Origin of the sequence: Marinobacter sp. RI1 (assembly GCF_041155085.1) — a bacterium.
GTDB lineage: Bacteria > Pseudomonadota > Gammaproteobacteria > Pseudomonadales > Oleiphilaceae > Marinobacter > Marinobacter nauticus.
In genome coordinates this window covers 3,374,529-3,389,954 of the sequence record NZ_AP031605.1, presented here as the reverse complement: position 1 = coordinate 3,389,954, position 15,426 = coordinate 3,374,529, and the positions used below count along the sequence as shown (strand labels likewise).

Below are 15,426 nucleotides of genomic sequence, written 5' to 3'. Positions count from 1 at the left end.
CCGCTGCTGGCACTAACCTGTGAGGAATCTGTTGAATGACACAAACAATTATCGTCGCTGATGATCACCCGCTGTTTCGGGCAGCATTGAAACAGGCGGTCAATCAGGCGGTGCCGGATGCCGAGACGGTGGAGGTCGACAGCATCAAGGCGCTGCAGGCGGCGGTAGAGTCGCACCCGGATGCGGACCTGATCCTGCTGGATCTGAACATGCCGGGTGCCCATGGCTTTTCCGGTCTGGTGTTCATGCGAGGCCAGTATCCGGGTTTGCCTGTGGTGGTTGTGTCCGGTTCAGAGGATCTGCAGGTGATGCGCCGTTCGATTGATTACGGTGCTTCCGGCTTTATTCCCAAATCGGCACCTTTGCCGACCATTACCGAGGCGATACAGGCGGTGCTGGAGGGGGATGTCTGGCTGCCGGAGGGTGTCGCCGACAAGATTGAGCGGATGCAGGCTGAGACCACGGATTTCTCTGAGCGTCTGGCGTCGCTGACACCGCAGCAGTTCCGGGTGTTGGGGATGCTGGCCGAGGGGCTTCTGAACAAGCAGATCGCTTACGATCTGGATGTTTCGGAGGCGACGATCAAAGCTCACATCACGGCGGTGTTCCGCAAGCTTGGGGTTCGTAACCGGACTCAGGCGGTGATTGCCATTCAGCAGATGGAGCTGGATCCTTCGGAGCAGTCGCTTTCGGGGAGTTGAGGCTTTAGCTTTTCAGTTTGTTTCAAAACGGGAGCCTTTGGGCTCCCGTTTTTGTTTTCGGCTTGCTTGTGTTCTGTAGCTCTCGGGGCTGGTGCTGTGCCGCAGGTGGGGAGGCTTTCCCTGGGACCGCTACAAGCACTTCCCTGTGCGCTTCTCTTTGGCCATCCATGGCCAAAGACATCCCAGGGAAAGCCTCCCCACCTGCGTCATCATGCTTTGGTGATTGCTTATCGGGATACGCTTGTTACCCATTTTATGGGCGGGTTCCCTTTCTCGTTCTTTGGCCATTGTTTTATTGGGTTTTCTGTTGTAGTTTTCGGCTAACAAGTGTGCGCTGAAAGTTTCGTGCATGGTAAGTGTGTTCAACAGCAAATGGTGACAGGTAAAAGATGAACGCAGCAGTGAAACCCGAAACAAGTGTGAGTGCTGTCTTCGGAAAGCCGGACGAACGGGAACTCCGGGATCGCATGAAAAAGGAACTTCCCGCTGACACGTTCAAGCCGCAGACCTGGCGGGTGACCTGGTTTCTGCCTCTGCAGGCCATTATCTGGGGTGGGCTGGCCGTTATCCTGATGGCGGGTTTGCCGTGGTACGCCAACCTGGGGCTGGCATTGCTGGTGGGGCATACCATAGGTTGCCAGGCACTGCTAGCCCATGAGGTGCTGCATGGTGCTCTGGGCATGAGCCGGCGCTGGCAGAATGTGTTTGGTTGGCTGGGGTTTGGGCCGTTGTTGGTGCCGCCGGAGTTCTGGCGCAAGTGGCACAATGTCGTGCATCACGGTAACACCAATACCGGCGATACGGACCCGGACAGCTTCGGCACGCTGCGTCGTTACAAGACCAATCCAGGCCAGAAGAAGTTTCACAAGTTGGCTCCGGGTTCGGGTACCTGGTACAGCTATCTGTTCCTGACCTATTCCTTCACCTTCCACGCCCAGCTGGTGCTGTGGATTCAGGCGAAACGCCGCAAGCAGTTCAAGGGGTTTGATCGCCGGAAGGCCATCGCCCAGGTGTTTCTGTGCCTGGGGGGCTGGCTGGCGCTGGCTGTGGTTTCTGGCTCTCTCGCGCTGTTTACGGTGCTGATTCCGTTCATGGTGGCCAATGCGCTGGGGCAGGGCTATATCCTCACCAATCACTTCCTGCGCCCGCAGACGGCCACCAATAACCCGCTGGATAACTCCATGAGCCTGCGTAGCCATCCGGTGCTGGACCGACTGCATTTCCGCTTTAGTCACCACGTCGAACACCACTTCTTTCCGAAAATGGCCCACAACATGGCGCCGAGGGTTCGCAAGTGGCTGGAGGAAAACGAGCCGGAGCGTTATATGGCCATGCCTCATGGCACGGCGCTCAGGATGCTCTACACCACTCCGCGGGTGTACAAATCCCCGACGGAGTTGGTGGATCCTAATGATGAAAGCCGGGTGTTTGATTTGCTGCCGTTACAATCAGAGTACTCAGCAGCTAATCTGAATTAACTCCCGGCGTAGCCAAGTTCTTTGTTCACCAGGTTAAACAGCTCACCCCGCTTGTGCCACCGATCAAAGTTCTCCAGGAACTGATCGGTGAGCGCCCGCTTCCAGCCGATAAAATCACCGGCCATATGGGCGGTCATGATCACGTTTTCCCGCTGCCAGAGCGGGTGATCCGAGGGCAGGGGCTCCTCCTCGAAAACATCCAGCCCGGCGCCGGCAATCTCGCCGTCGTCCAGTGCCTTGAGCAGGGCTTCGGTATTGACGATCGGGCCGCGGCCGATGTTGATCAGGCGTGCGGTCTTTTTCATGGCGGCAAAGGCTTTGGCATCAAACAGGCCTTCGGTTTGTGGCGTCAACGGTGCCGCAATCACTACGAAATCTGCATGTGAGAGCTGCTCGTAGAGTTCGTCGTTGCCATGCACCGCCACGAAATCCGGGTCATCACGCCTCGGGGTGCGGGCGATACCGTGGGCGTGCAGGCCGATGGCATTCACCAGCCGGCCAATCTGCCGGCCGATGGAGCCAGCGCCGACCACCAGTACCTGTTTGCCCTCGGCCCGCTCGGTATCCCGGTGTTTCCACTCCTGGTTCATCTGCAGCCGGATGGAGCGGGGGAAATCCTTGGCGAACATCAGGATGGTACACAGCACGTATTCGGCGATGGTGCGGTCGAAAATGCCTCGGGCGTTGGTGACCACCACATCGCTCTTGATCAGGGCCGGGAACATCAGCGCATCCACCCCCGCGCTGGTGGCGTGAATCCACTGCAGCTTGTCAGCACAGGGCCATGCCGCTTCAAGGGCTTCGGTACGGAAGTCCGTGACCATCATGACATCGGTACCGGGCAGGCTTTCACGCAGGGTGGGTTCGTCGCAGGCGAAGCGCACTTCAGCCCGGGCCTTGACCGCCTCTATGCCCGGCGGTGCCGGTTCTCCCGGTGCTGTCAGAACGGTAACGACCGGTTTGCGTGAATCTGTCATGTAACCTCCGGTGATGGTGCACTCAAATAACGACTGTCTTACTAGTCTGGTTGGCGGTTGTGGGCTGGTCAACCTGAGGCAGCCGGAACCGGTTTTTGAGGGGTTCGGTTATCCTTTAGTCCCGCTTGCTTGTACCCCCCCTCTTTCCTGACTAACCTGCAAAGGTACTCTTTTGTTTACCCTGTCCCCCAGGAGGTGCTTATGGCGGAATCCGCGAACAAGGACACCGGCCAGACCAAGCCGCGTAAAGTGAAGTACCGGAAGACCAAGGCCAGTTGGAACCCTGCCATGCAGGCCATTCCTGTTTCGGGGATTCGTCGCCTGGTGAATATGGCATCTACCATGAAGGATGTGATTCATCTGTCGATCGGCCAGCCAGATCTGCCCACGCCCAAACATGTTATCGACGCCTACATTGATGCGCTCAATGCCGGCCAGACCGGTTACACCATGGATGCCGGCCTGCCGGAGTTGCTGGTTGCACTGCGGGATTACTATGGCAAGCGCTACAACCGCAAGCTCACCCGTGACAACATCCTGGTAACGAGCGGCGCGACTGAAGCCATGTATCTGGCCATTTCGGCCACCTCGGCGCCCGGGCGGCAGTTCATCGTGACCGACCCATCGTTTCTGTTGTATGCACCTTTGATCCGGATGACCGGGGGTGAGGTGAAGTTTGTTCCCACGCGGGCCGAGAACAACCACCAGCTGGATCCGGACGATGTGATTCGGGCCATGGGCTCCCGCACCTTTGCGCTGATCCTGAACAACCCGAACAACCCCACCGGGGCGGTGTATCCCCGCAGTACCGTGGAGACCATTCTGGAAGAGTGCGCCTATCGTGGTATCCAGGTATACGCCGATGAAGTGTATGACCACCTGATTTTTGATGACGATGATTTTGCCAGTGTCCTCAATTGCTCCATGGACCTGGACAACATCATGTGCATCAGCAGTTTCTCCAAAACCTACAGTATGGCCGGCCTGCGCGTAGGCTGGGTCATTTCCAGCCAGGCGGCGATCAAGTCCCTGCGCCGGTACCATATGTTCACCACCTCAGTGGCCAATACCCCATCCCAGTTTGCCGGAGTGGCGGCGCTGACGGCCGACCAGCAATGCGTTCAGGACATGGTGGATATCTACCGGGAGCGTCGGGACAAGGTTGTCGAGTTGATTGATCAAACCCCTTACCTGACCGGCTACAAGCCCGGCGGTGCCTTTTTCGCTTTCCCGGACTTGCCGCCCCACGTGGATGGTTCGGATCTGGCCTTGCGCATGCTGAAGGAAACCGGTGTCTGCGTGGTGCCGGGGGACGCCTTTGGTGAACACTGCACCAACGCCTTGCGGTTCAGCTTCTCCACTACCTGCGAGCGCATGGAAGAGGCCTTTGACCGGATCATCCCCTGGATGGCCAAGCAGCAGTTCTGAGGCCTGACATGTCGGCTCTGGAATCCGTCCTGATTCAATGTCCTTACTGTTGGGAGACGCTGGATATCAGCGTCGACCCGACCGTGCCTGAGCAGGAATATGTCGAGGACTGCCAGGTGTGCTGTCAGCCCATTGTTCTGACTGTCCAGTTGGAAGAGGGGCGAGTCGTCAGCGTGGATGCCCGCCCAGAAAATGAGTAAGCGCATGACCAATCGTTAATGCCAGTCAGTTGCGGTGCAGGGCGCTCTGGCGCAGGATAAAAGCCGACCAATTTGCAGGGAATCCAATCATGTTGAATCACGCCAAAGCCTGGCTGCTGTCTCTGTTCGTTGTGCTGACGGCTAGCGGCTGCGCAAGCCTTTCGCCCTACGCCATCTCCGAGGGTGAGATTGAGGGTCACCTGAAGGATGTGGTGGCGGAGTTTGATCGAAAACAGCTGCAGAGTGGGTCGCCTCTCAGTCTCAGCCTGGATGACGCGGATATTACCCTTGGACCTGATGGTCGGGACGTAGCGGTGATCGACCTGCGTGGACAGGTAGCCCTGAATGCGTTGATGGCCAAGTTACCCGTGGACCTCGCTTTGAAAGTGGAGGGCGCGCCGGTATACGACAGCCAGGAGAAAGCGGTGTATATCCGCCGCTTGCAGTTGCTGGAGAGCTCCATTGATTCGCCCTTCTTCAAAGGGGATCTGGCACCCATCACCGACAATGTCATGCGAGCGGTGGCTCAGATGCTGGAAACCATGCCGGTGTATCGTCTGGATGAAACCGATTTCGCCCAGCGCATGTTCGGGATGGTACCGATGGATGTGCGGGTAGCCCCGGGACGACTGGAGTTTGTGATGGCGGATCAGTAAGGCAGTATCCTGCCTTGCGGTGAGTGGAAGCAAAAAAGGCCGGGTGGATGACGTTCCTCCCGGCCTTTCTGCTTGCTGGTACCGGCCTATGGCTCAGGCCGTGGCTTTCAGTGCCTCTTCGAAGATGCCGGTGGCTTCGTCAATCTGGTGCTGGTTGACGATCAGCGGCGGCAGCCAGCGTACTATCTCCTGGTATGGGCCACACCGCAGCATCAGCAGCCCCCGCTTTTCACATTCTTTCAGGATCTTGCCGGCGCGTTCTCCGTCCGGGCAGTCTCCGCGGCGCATCTCCACGCCAACCATCAGTCCTTTGCCCCGGACATCTGCCATTTCCGGGTAGTCCTTTTTCAAACTGTGCAGGTTGTCCCACAGGCGTTTGCCCATAGTATCGGCGTTCTGCACCAGGCCCTCTTCCTGAATCACGTCGATGGTTGCTATGGCGGCAGCCGCCGCTACAGCGTTGCCGCCATAGGTGCCGCCCTGAGAACCCGGCCAGCCCTTGGCCATGGTTTCTTCTGAAGCCGCCAGAGCAGAAATGGGGAAGCCGCTGGCGAGGCCTTTGGCGATCATGATGGCGTCGGGTGTTACCCCGAAGTGTTCGTGGGCCCAGAACTTGCCGCTGCGGCCGAACCCGGCCTGTACTTCGTCAAACACCAGCATGATGCCGTGCTTGTCGCAGCGCTCCCGCAACCCCTGCATAAAACGAGCGTTGGCCGGCACATAGCCACCCTCGCCCTGAACCGGCTCAATTAGCATGGCCGCGGTTTCCTTGGGGGCGGAATAGGTCACGAAGATGCGATCCAACTCTCTCAGGCAGAAGTCCGTGGCCTCATCCAGGCTCCAGCCGTAATGGAAGGCGTGGGGGAATGGCGCGACGACCACGCCCCCCATCATCGGGCTGACACCGGCTCGCAGGCCCACGCTGGAGGTGGTCATGGACAGTGAGCCCATGGTGCGACCATGAAAGCCGCCATGGAATACGATCACATTGGGGCGACCGGTGGCCTGGCGCACCAGGCGGATGGCACCTTCGGCAACTTCGGTGCCGGCATTGGAAAAGAAAAAGGCATTCAGCGGATCCGGGGTCACTGCGCCGAGTTTTTCTGCCAGTTCAGGTAGTCTCGGGTTCATGACTGTGGTGGCCTGGGCATGGATCATGGTGGCTACCTGTTTCTGGGCGGCTTCCACCACTTTCGGGTGACAGTGTCCGGTACTGGTGACACCAATGCCGGATGTAAAGTCCAGGTAACGGCGACCTTCAGGGTCAATGATATAGGCACCTTCGCCTTTGGCCGCGGTGATGCCGGTAGCCTGCTTGAGCAGGGGGGACAGTTTGCCTTTGTGGTCGGTCATGGACACCTCCCGAAGTGAATGGAATACCTCTTTTGCAGCCTAGTCAGGCCCCAAGGCGTTTACAAATAGCATCCCCGATTTCCCGGGTGCTGCGTTGTTCAGAGCCTTTCTCTGCGAGATCCGCGGCCACCGCATCAAACAGTTCCTGCCCGGCCTGGGCCAGCAACGGGTCTTTTCGGCCTAGCCAGTCCAGCATGCGGGCGGTGGTAAACAGCATGGCGGTCGGATCAGCGATGCCCTGGCCGGCGATATCCGGCGCGCTACCGTGGGTGGGTTCAAACATGGAGGGCATGTCCGGGTCGGTCGGGTTCAGGTTGCAGGACGGAGCTACCCCCATGCCCCCCGAGATCACGGCGGCCAGATCGGTCAGAATATCGCCCTGGAGGTTGCTGGCTACGACTACGTCAAAGGCCCAGGGGCTGGAGACAAATTTCATGCAGGCGGCATCCACCAGTTCGTGATGGGTGGCTACATCCGGGAATTCCCGGCTGATTTCCTCAAACACTTCGGTATACATGTCACCCCAGTAGCGCAGGGCATTGCGCTTGGTGATCAGGCATACCTGGCTTTCGCAGGTCTTGCCATCCAGTGTCCGGAAGCTGCGGGTGCGGCCTTGCTGAATACGTTCTCCGGCCCGTTTACGAGCCTGTTCAAAGCCGTACCGTATAATGCGCTCAGTGGCCCGGCGGGTGAACACCTCCATCTGGGTGGCCACTTCGTCGGGCGATCCCGGGCGCAGACGGCCACCCTGACTGACGTACTCACCCTCGCTGTTCTCGCGAATCACCAGCATATCGATGTCCTTGGCGCGGTCATCTTTCAGGTACTGGCGAGCGCCGGGGAGCAGTCGTGCCGGGCGTTCACACACCCACTGGTCAAAGCCTTTTCGCATGTCCAGCAGGGGCGCGAGCGAAATGCTGTCCGGTAACAGATAGCGCTCCGGGTCATGCATGGGGCCCGGATCTCCCAGCGCGCCCAGCAGTATGGCGTCGTAGGCCTTGAGCTGCTCAAGGGCATCTGCGGGCCAGGATTCGCCGTGTTCTTCATGCCAGGCGTGAGAGGGCCATGGAAAACGGGTCCATTCCAGTGGCAGGCTGTGCCTGGATCGCAGTGTCTCCAGGCATCGCACGGCTTCTGCGACCACTTCCGGGCCGATACCATCTCCGGGTGTTACTGCAATGCGGGTGGTCTGGGCCATCCATGAACCTCCTTTTAAGAGCGGCTTGACTGATTAAATACACCAAAACCAGTGTAGACCCGCAGCCGGCAGATGCCACCCGACTATGGGTGGTATAGCGAGTTTTCGTTTTACCCGATTGCGGATGGTGTCTATAGTTGAATGTGATTGATTCTTTTACAGTTCCACCCGAATTCATTTCGAGCGAGCCGCTCTGGAGCTTCTGTGGATAGACCCTCTGTTCTTTTTGATGAATCCCATTGCGACGAGTGCGCCTGTGGTAATGGCCTGGATTTTTCGTTCAGCTTTGCTTTCCAGCCTATTGTTGATGCCACCAATAAAACGGTGTTTGCATACGAGGTGCTGGTGCGCGGAACCGAAGGGCAAGGGGCCATGACTGTGCTGGATAAGGTGAATAACCAGAACCAGTACGCGTTCGACCAGATATGCCGGGTCAAGGCGGTGAAGCTGGCGTCGCGGCTTGATATGAAGGCCATGTTGAGCATCAACTTCATGCCCAACGCGGTCTATCAGGCAGAATATTGCATTCGTACCGCGCTGGCGGCCGCCAAGACCTATGATTTCGACACCCGGAAGATCATCTTCGAGGTGGTAGAGGGTGAGGAGATGACCTCGGTTGATCACCTCACCTCCATCATCGAGGCCTACAAGAGCATGGGGTTCAGCACCGCCATTGATGATTTCGGTGCCGGTTACTCCCGCTACAACCTGATGATCTCGAGCCCGCCGGATTTGCTGAAGCTGGATATGGGGCTGGTTCGCAACATTCATGCGGAACCCAACAAGCAGGCAGTGGTCTCAGGTATCATCACCATGATGCGCCAGCTTGGCGGCCGAATTGTGGCGGAGGGCGTGGAAACGCCGGAAGAATACTTCTGGTTTCGTTCTCAAGGGATTGCCCTTTACCAGGGCTACCTGTTCGCCAAACCGGGATTCGAATGTCTGCCGGAGCCGGTGTTTCCCGACTGATTGACTCTTAACAGGATGTTTCTGTGCTCTATCGCCTGATTACCCTGATTGGCGGCCTGGTCTTTGTGGCTGCCCTGTTTGCCCTGGTCTGGTTCTTCTGCAAGAAGTTTCTGCAACATCATGGCGTGACCGACCAGACCTCGGACCGCGCGACTGTACTGGCTACCTGGACCTTTGCCGGAATCGCCATCGGCCTGGTGTTTGCCGTGGTGGGCGCGTTCGTGCTTGGTCCATGGGCGTTCTATCGCACCCTGCGCGGTCATGGTGTCGACATTGCCGATGGTGCGGCTATCTGGTGGGGCTTCGGTATCGTGGCGGTATCTCTGGCGATTACCGCGGCTGGCTTCTTCGGCTTTCTGATGCTGGTCGGAGCCTATTGAGCCTTTTGCAGGTTGCGCAGCAAGTCCCGAAACCACACCAGCGCCGGTTCCTGTTCATAGGCCTTGTGCCAATACAGATGCACATCAATCGACGGCATCTCCACCGGCGGCGCCAGCACTTCGATGTCGGTGTTCTGGGCAATGATCCGGGCGTAGGTTTCCGGCATCGTCAGTAACAGGTCTGAGCTCTCCACCACCCGGCAGGCCGCGTAGTAGTGCTGGCAGCGCAAGCGGATGTTGCGCTGGGCACCGTGGCGGGAAAGTTCAAAATCCTCAATGCCCGGGCCCTCCGCCCGCGACGACACCAGAATGTGCCTGGCCTCCAGATAGCTGGCCATATCCAGTTCCTGCGCGATGACGGGGTGGCCCTTTCGCGCCAGCACCACCAGCCGGTCCTGCCTGAGCAGTTCATGGCTGGTCTGGTTGCTCACCGGCAGTAACACATCAATGGCAAAGTCCAGTTTGCCCGCCGCCAGTTGTGTTTCCATATCACGCCGGGCGACACGCTGACTCTGCACCTCCATGTCCGGATAGGGCGCCAGTTTTGAAATCAGCTGGGGCAAGAAGGTGGATTCCAGAACATCCCGAAGGCCGAGGGCGTAGGTTTTGCGCTGGCTGGCGGGGTCGAAGGCGTGAAACTGATTCACCGCACTCTGGATCTGGTTCAGCCCCGGGCGCATGGATTCCAGAAACCGTCGGGCCAGGGGGGTGGGCACCATCTGGTTACCCTGGCGTGTAAACAGCGGATCATTGAAATGATCCCGAAGCCGAGCCAGGGAATGACTGATGGCAGGCTGAGTCAGATGCAGAGCCTTTGCGGCCCGCGTCAGGCTTCCTTCCCGATAGATAGTGTCGAAAACATGCAGCAGGTTCAGGTCCGGTCTATTCAGCGCCATGATGAGGTTCCGTTTTCTGAATAAGCATGGTTAATGATAAACGATAAGAACAATTCAGTCGCGTAATAATGCGTTGGCTCCTAGACTAATTCCCATCTGATCGACATTGCCCCCGACAGGGCGGCCAGCGCGAGGAGCTGCACCATGGATTTCAATATTTCCGAGAAAGGCCAGGATTACCTGAAGCGCGTGAAACAGTTCATGCGCGACGAGATTTTTCCCATTGAGGAGCAGTATCACAAGGAGCTTGCTTCTCAGGAAAACCGCTGGGTGGTGCTGCCGATCATCAAAGAACTGAAAGAAAAAGCCAAGGCCCAGGGCCTGTGGAACATGTTCTTTCCTGACGACAAGTACGGCTGTGGCCTGCTCAACTCCGACTACGCCCTGATTGCTGAAGAAACCGGTCGCAGCTTCATCGCCCCGGAAATCTTCAACTGCAACGCGCCGGATACCGGCAACATGGAAGTACTGATCCACTACGGCTCCGAAGAACAGAAAGCCGAATGGCTGCCGAAACTGCTGAGCGGCGAAATCCGCTCCGCCTTCTGCATGACCGAACCGGCCGTTGCCTCTTCCGATGCCACCAACATGGAAGCCACCGCCACCGTAGAAGGTGACGAAGTGGTGCTCAACGGCCGCAAATGGTGGAGCACCGGCATTGGCCACCCAGACTGCAAAGTGGGCATCTTCATGGGTGTAACCGACCCGGATGCCCAAAAGCACCGCCGACACTCCATGGTGCTGGTGCCGCTGGATGCCCCGGGCATCACCATCGAGCGCATGCTGCCGGTCTTTGGCGCCTACGACGAGCCCTACGGCCACGGCCAGGTGTTGTTCGACAACGTACGTTTGCCCAAAAGCGCCATCATCGCCGGCCCGGGCCGCGGCTTCGAAATCGCTCAGGGCCGTTTGGGGCCAGGCCGCGTGCACCACTGCATGCGTGCCATCGGGGCTGCCGAGCGCGCTCTTGAGATCATGATCAAGCGCGCCATGACCCGCGAAGCTTTCGGTCGGCCAATCGCCAAGCTGGGCGGCAATCCGGACATCATCGCCAACGCCCGTATGAACATCGAACAGGCGAGGTTGCTGACCCTGAAATGTGCCTGGGCCCTGGATACCAAGGGCATTATGGGCGCGTTGCAGGAAGTGTCCATGATCAAGGCGGTGGTGCCGAAGATGCTTCAGCAGATAGTGGATGACGCGATTCAGATTCACGGCGGGGCCGGTGTCAGCGACGATGATTTCCCGCTGACGGCATTGTTCGGTTACGCTCGGGTTCTGCGGTTGGCCGACGGTCCCGACGAAGTGCATCGGGCCATGGTGGCTCGCCTGGAGCTTCGGAAGTATAAGTCCTGATTTTGGGCTTGGGTGCTTTGGCTCTTCTGGCCTCTTGGCTCGGAGTGGGTGGCCGTTGGGGTGGGGCTTCTGAAAAGCGCTCCTTCGGCACATCCATGTGGCGCTTGTGTTCCGCCATCCATGGCTCCACAAATTTTCAGAAGCGCCACCCCAACGGCCCCCTCTTCAATATTGGTGATAGGCTGCGAATAACAGAATCTGGAACAGCTTACTGAAGGGTATGGGAGTTGGCACCAGAAGGTACTTTCCAAAAATGTCGGAGGCCATGGATGGCCGGAGAGAAGCGCACATGGATGTGCTCGTAGCGGTTTTTGGAAAGTACCTTCTGGTGCCAACTCTTGCGCCCAATCACAAGAACAGGAACTCCAAAACATAACGGAGAGAAACAACGATGACACAACGGGTATTTATAACCGGCGGGGCCAGTGGCCTGGGCCGGGCGATTGCATTGCGGTATGCCAAAGAAGGGGCCAAAGTCTGCATCGGTGACATTAACCCGGAGCAGGGCGTCGCCGTTGAGGCGGAACTGAACCAGGCCGGCGGCGAAGGTTATTTCGTGGAATGCGATGTACGCCGCCTGAGCGACTTCGAGAAAGTCCGTGATGACCTGGTCCAGAAATGGGGGGGAGTGGACGTAGTCGTGAACAACGCCGGCGTTGCCTCCGCAGGTTCCATTGAAGACACCACCATCGGTGACTGGGAGTGGATTCTCGACATCAACGTACTTGGCGTCGTGCGTGGCTGCAAAGCCTTTACCCCGCTGTTCAAGGAACAAGGCTCCGGCGCGTTTGTGAATGTGGCTTCCATGGCCGGGCTTATGCTGGCGCCATTGATGGACAGCTACAATGTTTCCAAAGCCGGGGTGATAGCCCTGTCGGAAACCCTCAGCCAGGAACTGCGTGATTCCGGCATTCACGTCAGCTGCGTGTGCCCGGCGTTCTTCCAGACCAACCTCGCCAGCACCATGCGCTCGGATATTCCCGGTATTCAACAGAACGTCAACAAGCTGATGAAGCGCTCCAACATCACCGCCGAAGACGTGGCCGAGGATATCTTCCGCAGTGTGAAAGACAAAGACTTCTGGGTACTGCCCCACGCCAAAGAGCGCCGCATGTGGATGCTCAAGCGCCACGCACCCTGGGCGTTTGACTGGCTGATGCACCAGGAAACCAAGCGCTGGATGAGCAAGATGGGTAGCAAGGCGAACGCCTGAACACATCACAGGAGAGATTGAATGACACAGATCGACCAGGCCGTAGACATCCGTGAAGGCGAAGAGCTGGATATCAGCGCCGTCGACCAGTTCATGAAGCAGGCCATTCCGGGCTTGGAAGGCCAGCCGAGCATCAAGCAGTACCCCGGTGGTGCGTCTAACCTGACCTATCAGGTGGATTATGGCGACCAGTCCTACGTGCTGCGCCGGCCGCCGTTCGGCAAGATCGCCAAGTCCGCCCACGACATGCTGCGGGAAGCGCGGGTGATGGAGGCATTGAAGCCAGCCTATCCCTATGTGCCCAACATTGTTGCGATTTGCGACGATCACAGCGTACTGGGTTGCGACTTCTACGTGATGGAGAGGCTCAAGGGCATCATTCTGCGCCAGGACTTCCCCAGGGATTTCGAGCTGAGCGCCGAAGACACTCGCAAACTGTGCCTGAACGTGATCGACAAGCTGGTGGATCTGCATACGGTGGACGCCAAGGCCGCAGGCCTGGACAAGCTGGGCAAGGGCGCGGGTTACGTGCAGCGGCAGATTGGCGGCTGGAGCGACCGCTTCCGCAAGGCCCGTACCGATGATGTCGGTGACTTCGAAGACGTCATGGCCTGGCTGAACGATAAGATGCCGGATGACATCGCTCAGGTGGTTATTCACAACGACTACCGTTTCGACAATGTGGTGCTGAACCCGGACAACCCGTTTGAAGTGATTGGCGTGCTGGATTGGGAAATGGCCACTATTGGTGATCCGCTGATGGACCTGGGCAACAGTCTGGCCTATTGGATCGAAGCCGACGATGAAGGCCCGTTCCAGATGCTGCGGCGCCAGCCCACGCACCGGCCGGGCATGCTGACTCGTAAAGAAGTGGTGGACTACTACATGAAGAAATCCGGCTTCCGGGCGGAAAAGTTCGACTTTTATGAAATTTACGGGCTGTTCCGCCTGGCGGTGATCATCCAGCAAATCTACTACCGCTTTTATCACGGCCAGACCAAAGACAAACGCTTCGCCGCCTTTGGCCACGCCGCCAACTATCTGGAGAAACGGTGCCAGCGCCTGATTAGCGAGAGCACCCTGTAATGGCCACGATTTATCTGGTGCGCCACGGTCAGGCCAGTTTCGGCAAGGAAAACTACGACCAGCTCTCGCCGCGAGGCTGGGAGCAGGGCAGGATTCTGGGCCGCTGGCTGGCGGGCAAGGTGGAGCCGGGTGCTGTTTTTGGCGGTAACCTGCAGCGCCATCGGGAAACTGTGGAGGCGATCACTACCGGTTACGGTGTCAGCCTGCCGGATATGCAGGTGCTGGAAGGCCTGAACGAGTTTGATCATCTGGAAGTGGTGGAGCGCCTGCGCCCGGAATGGGCGGATAAACAGGTAATGGCGCGAGACCTCGCCAGCTTTCCCAAACCTGCAAGAGCCTTCCAGCAGGCTTTCGAGAAGGCGGTGACCCGCTGGGTGAGTGGCGAGTTCGACCAGGAATACAGCGAAACCTGGAACGGATTCCGGCAGCGGGTTGGCCATGCACTGGATCAGCTGATTGAACTGGCCGATGGTGCCGATGTGATTGTGTCCACCTCTGGCGGCCCCATTGCGGTCATTGCCCAGCGCCTGCTTGAACTGTCAGACCGCAAGGCGCTGGAGATGAACAATGTGATTGCCAACACCAGCGTGTCCCGCATTCTGTATTCCGGCCCCCGGCGCAGCCTGGCCGTATTCAACAACTATAGCCACCTGGAAGCGGAAGACCCCGCCCTGGTGACATTCCGATAAGCTGAGGGAATTCCATGAGCAACAAAAACCTGTTCGACCTGACTGGCAAAGTCGCCCTGGTAACCGGCGCCAGCCGCGGTATCGGCGAGAGTATCGCCCGTACGCTGGCTCATTACGGTGCTCACGTGATTGTCAGTAGCCGCAAGATTGACGGTTGTGAGGCCGTGGCCAGTAGCATCCGTGAAGACGGCGGCAGCGCCGAAGCCTTCGCCTGCCACATTGGCGAGATGGACCAGATTGAAGCGGTGTGGGAGCACATCGCCAAAGCGCACGGCAAACTGGATATCCTGGTGAACAACGCAGCCGCCAACCCATACTTCGGTCCGGTGGAAGACACCGACCTGGGTGCTTTCCACAAAACCGTAGATGTGAACATCCGTGGTTACTTCTTCATGTGCGCCCGTGGCGCTCAGCTGATGAAAAAGAACGGTGGTGGTTCCATTGTGAACGTGGCCTCGGTTAACGGCGTAAATCCCGGCCACTTCCAGGGCATCTATTCGGTGACCAAGGCAGCAGTGATTTCCATGACCAAATCTTTCGCCATGGAGCTGGGCCAGCAGAATGTGCGGGTAAATGCCTTGTTGCCGGGCCTGACCGATACCAAATTTGCCAGCGCCCTGACCACCAATGAGGCCATCAAGAAGCAGGCCATGGCCCACATCCCGATGAAGCGTGTGGCGGATCCCGATGAAATGGCGGGTACTGTGCTGTACCTGGTGTCTGACGCTTCCAGCTATACCACAGGAGCCTGCATTAATGCGGATGGTGGTTACCTGACGGTCTGACACAGATCGAGACGCAAAAAGGGCCGGATGATACGGAGTCATCGGGCCCTTTTTTGGTATC

At 58.2% G+C, this 15,426-nt stretch carries 16 protein-coding genes; 12 read left to right on the top strand and 4 right to left on the bottom strand.

The features are described 5' to 3' along the window. Positions 1-35 precede the first annotated feature (35 nt). Together ACAM27_RS15350 and ACAM27_RS15345 are read left to right on the top strand one after the other, a co-directional pair. Positions 36-701, top strand: a complete 666-nt coding sequence (locus tag ACAM27_RS15350; RefSeq protein WP_011785685.1) for a response regulator transcription factor — start codon at positions 36-38, stop codon at positions 699-701. 419 nt (positions 702-1,120) lie between these two features. Beyond that, positions 1,121-2,179: a fatty acid desaturase gene (locus ACAM27_RS15345; RefSeq protein WP_369612267.1), complete on the top strand. Its 1,059-nt coding sequence runs from the start codon at positions 1,121-1,123 to the stop codon at positions 2,177-2,179. Here the strand turns inward: ACAM27_RS15345 and ACAM27_RS15340 are convergent. Beyond that, entirely contained in the window at positions 2,176-3,156 is a 981-nt protein-coding gene (locus ACAM27_RS15340; RefSeq protein WP_153741234.1) for a D-2-hydroxyacid dehydrogenase, read from the bottom strand. The two genes, ACAM27_RS15345 and ACAM27_RS15340, sit on opposite strands and share 4 nt — an antisense overlap. 201 nt (positions 3,157-3,357) lie before the next feature. Between ACAM27_RS15340 and ACAM27_RS15335 the strand changes: the two genes are divergently transcribed. The 3 genes from ACAM27_RS15335 (at position 3,358) to ACAM27_RS15325 (ending at position 5,440) form a co-directional block, all read left to right on the top strand. Beyond that, positions 3,358-4,584: a pyridoxal phosphate-dependent aminotransferase gene (locus ACAM27_RS15335; RefSeq protein ID WP_011785682.1), complete on the top strand. Its 1,227-nt coding sequence runs from the start codon at positions 3,358-3,360 to the stop codon at positions 4,582-4,584. Positions 4,585-4,592: 8 nt separating this feature from the next. Next, positions 4,593-4,784, top strand: a complete 192-nt coding sequence (locus ACAM27_RS15330; protein ID WP_022990918.1) for a CPXCG motif-containing cysteine-rich protein — start codon at positions 4,593-4,595, stop codon at positions 4,782-4,784. Positions 4,785-4,873: 89 nt separating this feature from the next. Beyond that, positions 4,874-5,440, top strand: a complete 567-nt coding sequence (locus tag ACAM27_RS15325) for a DUF1439 domain-containing protein (RefSeq protein WP_011785680.1) — start codon at positions 4,874-4,876, stop codon at positions 5,438-5,440. A gap of 93 nt (positions 5,441-5,533) precedes the next feature. Here ACAM27_RS15325 and ACAM27_RS15320 read toward each other — a convergent pair whose 3' ends face one another. Both ACAM27_RS15320 and ACAM27_RS15315 read right to left on the bottom strand, forming a co-directional pair. Next, positions 5,534-6,793, bottom strand: a complete 1,260-nt coding sequence (locus ACAM27_RS15320) for an aspartate aminotransferase family protein (protein ID WP_023010869.1) — start codon at positions 6,791-6,793, stop codon at positions 5,534-5,536. Between the two features lie 43 nt (positions 6,794-6,836). Further along, a complete protein-coding gene (locus ACAM27_RS15315) occupies positions 6,837-7,991 on the bottom strand; it encodes an isocitrate/isopropylmalate dehydrogenase family protein (RefSeq protein WP_014420795.1) in 1,155 nt (384 codons plus the stop codon). A gap of 204 nt (positions 7,992-8,195) precedes the next feature. Between ACAM27_RS15315 and ACAM27_RS15310 the strand changes: the two genes are divergently transcribed. Both ACAM27_RS15310 and ACAM27_RS15305 read left to right on the top strand, forming a co-directional pair. After that, positions 8,196-8,960 (top strand): EAL domain-containing protein, encoded by a 765-nt coding sequence (locus tag ACAM27_RS15310; protein ID WP_369612266.1) that lies wholly within the window; start codon positions 8,196-8,198, stop codon positions 8,958-8,960. A gap of 23 nt (positions 8,961-8,983) precedes the next feature. Further along, positions 8,984-9,340: a hypothetical protein gene (locus ACAM27_RS15305; RefSeq protein WP_011785676.1), complete on the top strand. Its 357-nt coding sequence runs from the start codon at positions 8,984-8,986 to the stop codon at positions 9,338-9,340. Here ACAM27_RS15305 and ACAM27_RS15300 read toward each other — a convergent pair. Beyond that, entirely contained in the window at positions 9,334-10,236 is a 903-nt protein-coding gene (locus tag ACAM27_RS15300) for a LysR family transcriptional regulator (RefSeq protein WP_222448435.1), read from the bottom strand. The genes ACAM27_RS15305 and ACAM27_RS15300 overlap by 7 nt on opposite strands. A 144-nt stretch (positions 10,237-10,380) precedes the next feature. On the opposite strand from ACAM27_RS15300, the gene ACAM27_RS15295 reads away from it, so the two are divergent. From ACAM27_RS15295 to ACAM27_RS15275, 5 genes are all read left to right on the top strand, one after another. Continuing rightward, positions 10,381-11,592: an acyl-CoA dehydrogenase family protein gene (locus ACAM27_RS15295; protein ID WP_014420798.1), complete on the top strand. Its 1,212-nt coding sequence runs from the start codon at positions 10,381-10,383 to the stop codon at positions 11,590-11,592. Between the two features lie 391 nt (positions 11,593-11,983). Further along, positions 11,984-12,805 carry an SDR family oxidoreductase gene (locus ACAM27_RS15290; RefSeq protein WP_369612265.1) on the top strand — a complete coding sequence of 274 codons (822 nt, stop codon included), beginning with the start codon at positions 11,984-11,986 and terminating at the stop codon, positions 12,803-12,805. 21 nt (positions 12,806-12,826) lie between these two features. After that, on the top strand, positions 12,827-13,891 hold the full coding sequence (locus ACAM27_RS15285) for a phosphotransferase family protein (protein ID WP_369612264.1): 1,065 nt from the start codon (positions 12,827-12,829) through the stop codon (positions 13,889-13,891). Beyond that, entirely contained in the window at positions 13,891-14,580 is a 690-nt protein-coding gene (locus ACAM27_RS15280) for a histidine phosphatase family protein (protein ID WP_014420800.1), read from the top strand. Before ACAM27_RS15285 ends, ACAM27_RS15280 begins: the two co-directional genes overlap by 1 nt. A gap of 14 nt (positions 14,581-14,594) precedes the next feature. After that, a complete protein-coding gene (locus ACAM27_RS15275; protein ID WP_014420801.1) occupies positions 14,595-15,365 on the top strand; it encodes an SDR family oxidoreductase in 771 nt (256 codons plus the stop codon). Positions 15,366-15,426 lie beyond the last annotated feature (61 nt).

Coding starts and splice junctions, on each gene's coding strand:
- ACAM27_RS15350 (WP_011785685.1), top strand. CDS start 36: ATGACACAAACAATTATCGTCGCTGATGATCACCCGCTGTTTCGGGCA.
- ACAM27_RS15340 (WP_153741234.1), bottom strand. CDS start 3,156: ATGACAGATTCACGCAAACCGGTCGTTACCGTTCTGACAGCACCGGGA.
- ACAM27_RS15335 (WP_011785682.1), top strand. CDS start 3,358: ATGGCGGAATCCGCGAACAAGGACACCGGCCAGACCAAGCCGCGTAAA.
- ACAM27_RS15330 (WP_022990918.1), top strand. CDS start 4,593: ATGTCGGCTCTGGAATCCGTCCTGATTCAATGTCCTTACTGTTGGGAG.
- ACAM27_RS15325 (WP_011785680.1), top strand. CDS start 4,874: ATGTTGAATCACGCCAAAGCCTGGCTGCTGTCTCTGTTCGTTGTGCTG.
- ACAM27_RS15320 (WP_023010869.1), bottom strand. CDS start 6,793: ATGACCGACCACAAAGGCAAACTGTCCCCCCTGCTCAAGCAGGCTACC.
- ACAM27_RS15315 (WP_014420795.1), bottom strand. CDS start 7,991: ATGGCCCAGACCACCCGCATTGCAGTAACACCCGGAGATGGTATCGGC.
- ACAM27_RS15300 (WP_222448435.1), bottom strand. CDS start 10,236: ATGGCGCTGAATAGACCGGACCTGAACCTGCTGCATGTTTTCGACACT.
- ACAM27_RS15295 (WP_014420798.1), top strand. CDS start 10,381: ATGGATTTCAATATTTCCGAGAAAGGCCAGGATTACCTGAAGCGCGTG.
- ACAM27_RS15290 (WP_369612265.1), top strand. CDS start 11,984: ATGACACAACGGGTATTTATAACCGGCGGGGCCAGTGGCCTGGGCCGG.
- ACAM27_RS15285 (WP_369612264.1), top strand. CDS start 12,827: ATGACACAGATCGACCAGGCCGTAGACATCCGTGAAGGCGAAGAGCTG.
- ACAM27_RS15280 (WP_014420800.1), top strand. CDS start 13,891: ATGGCCACGATTTATCTGGTGCGCCACGGTCAGGCCAGTTTCGGCAAG.
- ACAM27_RS15275 (WP_014420801.1), top strand. CDS start 14,595: ATGAGCAACAAAAACCTGTTCGACCTGACTGGCAAAGTCGCCCTGGTA.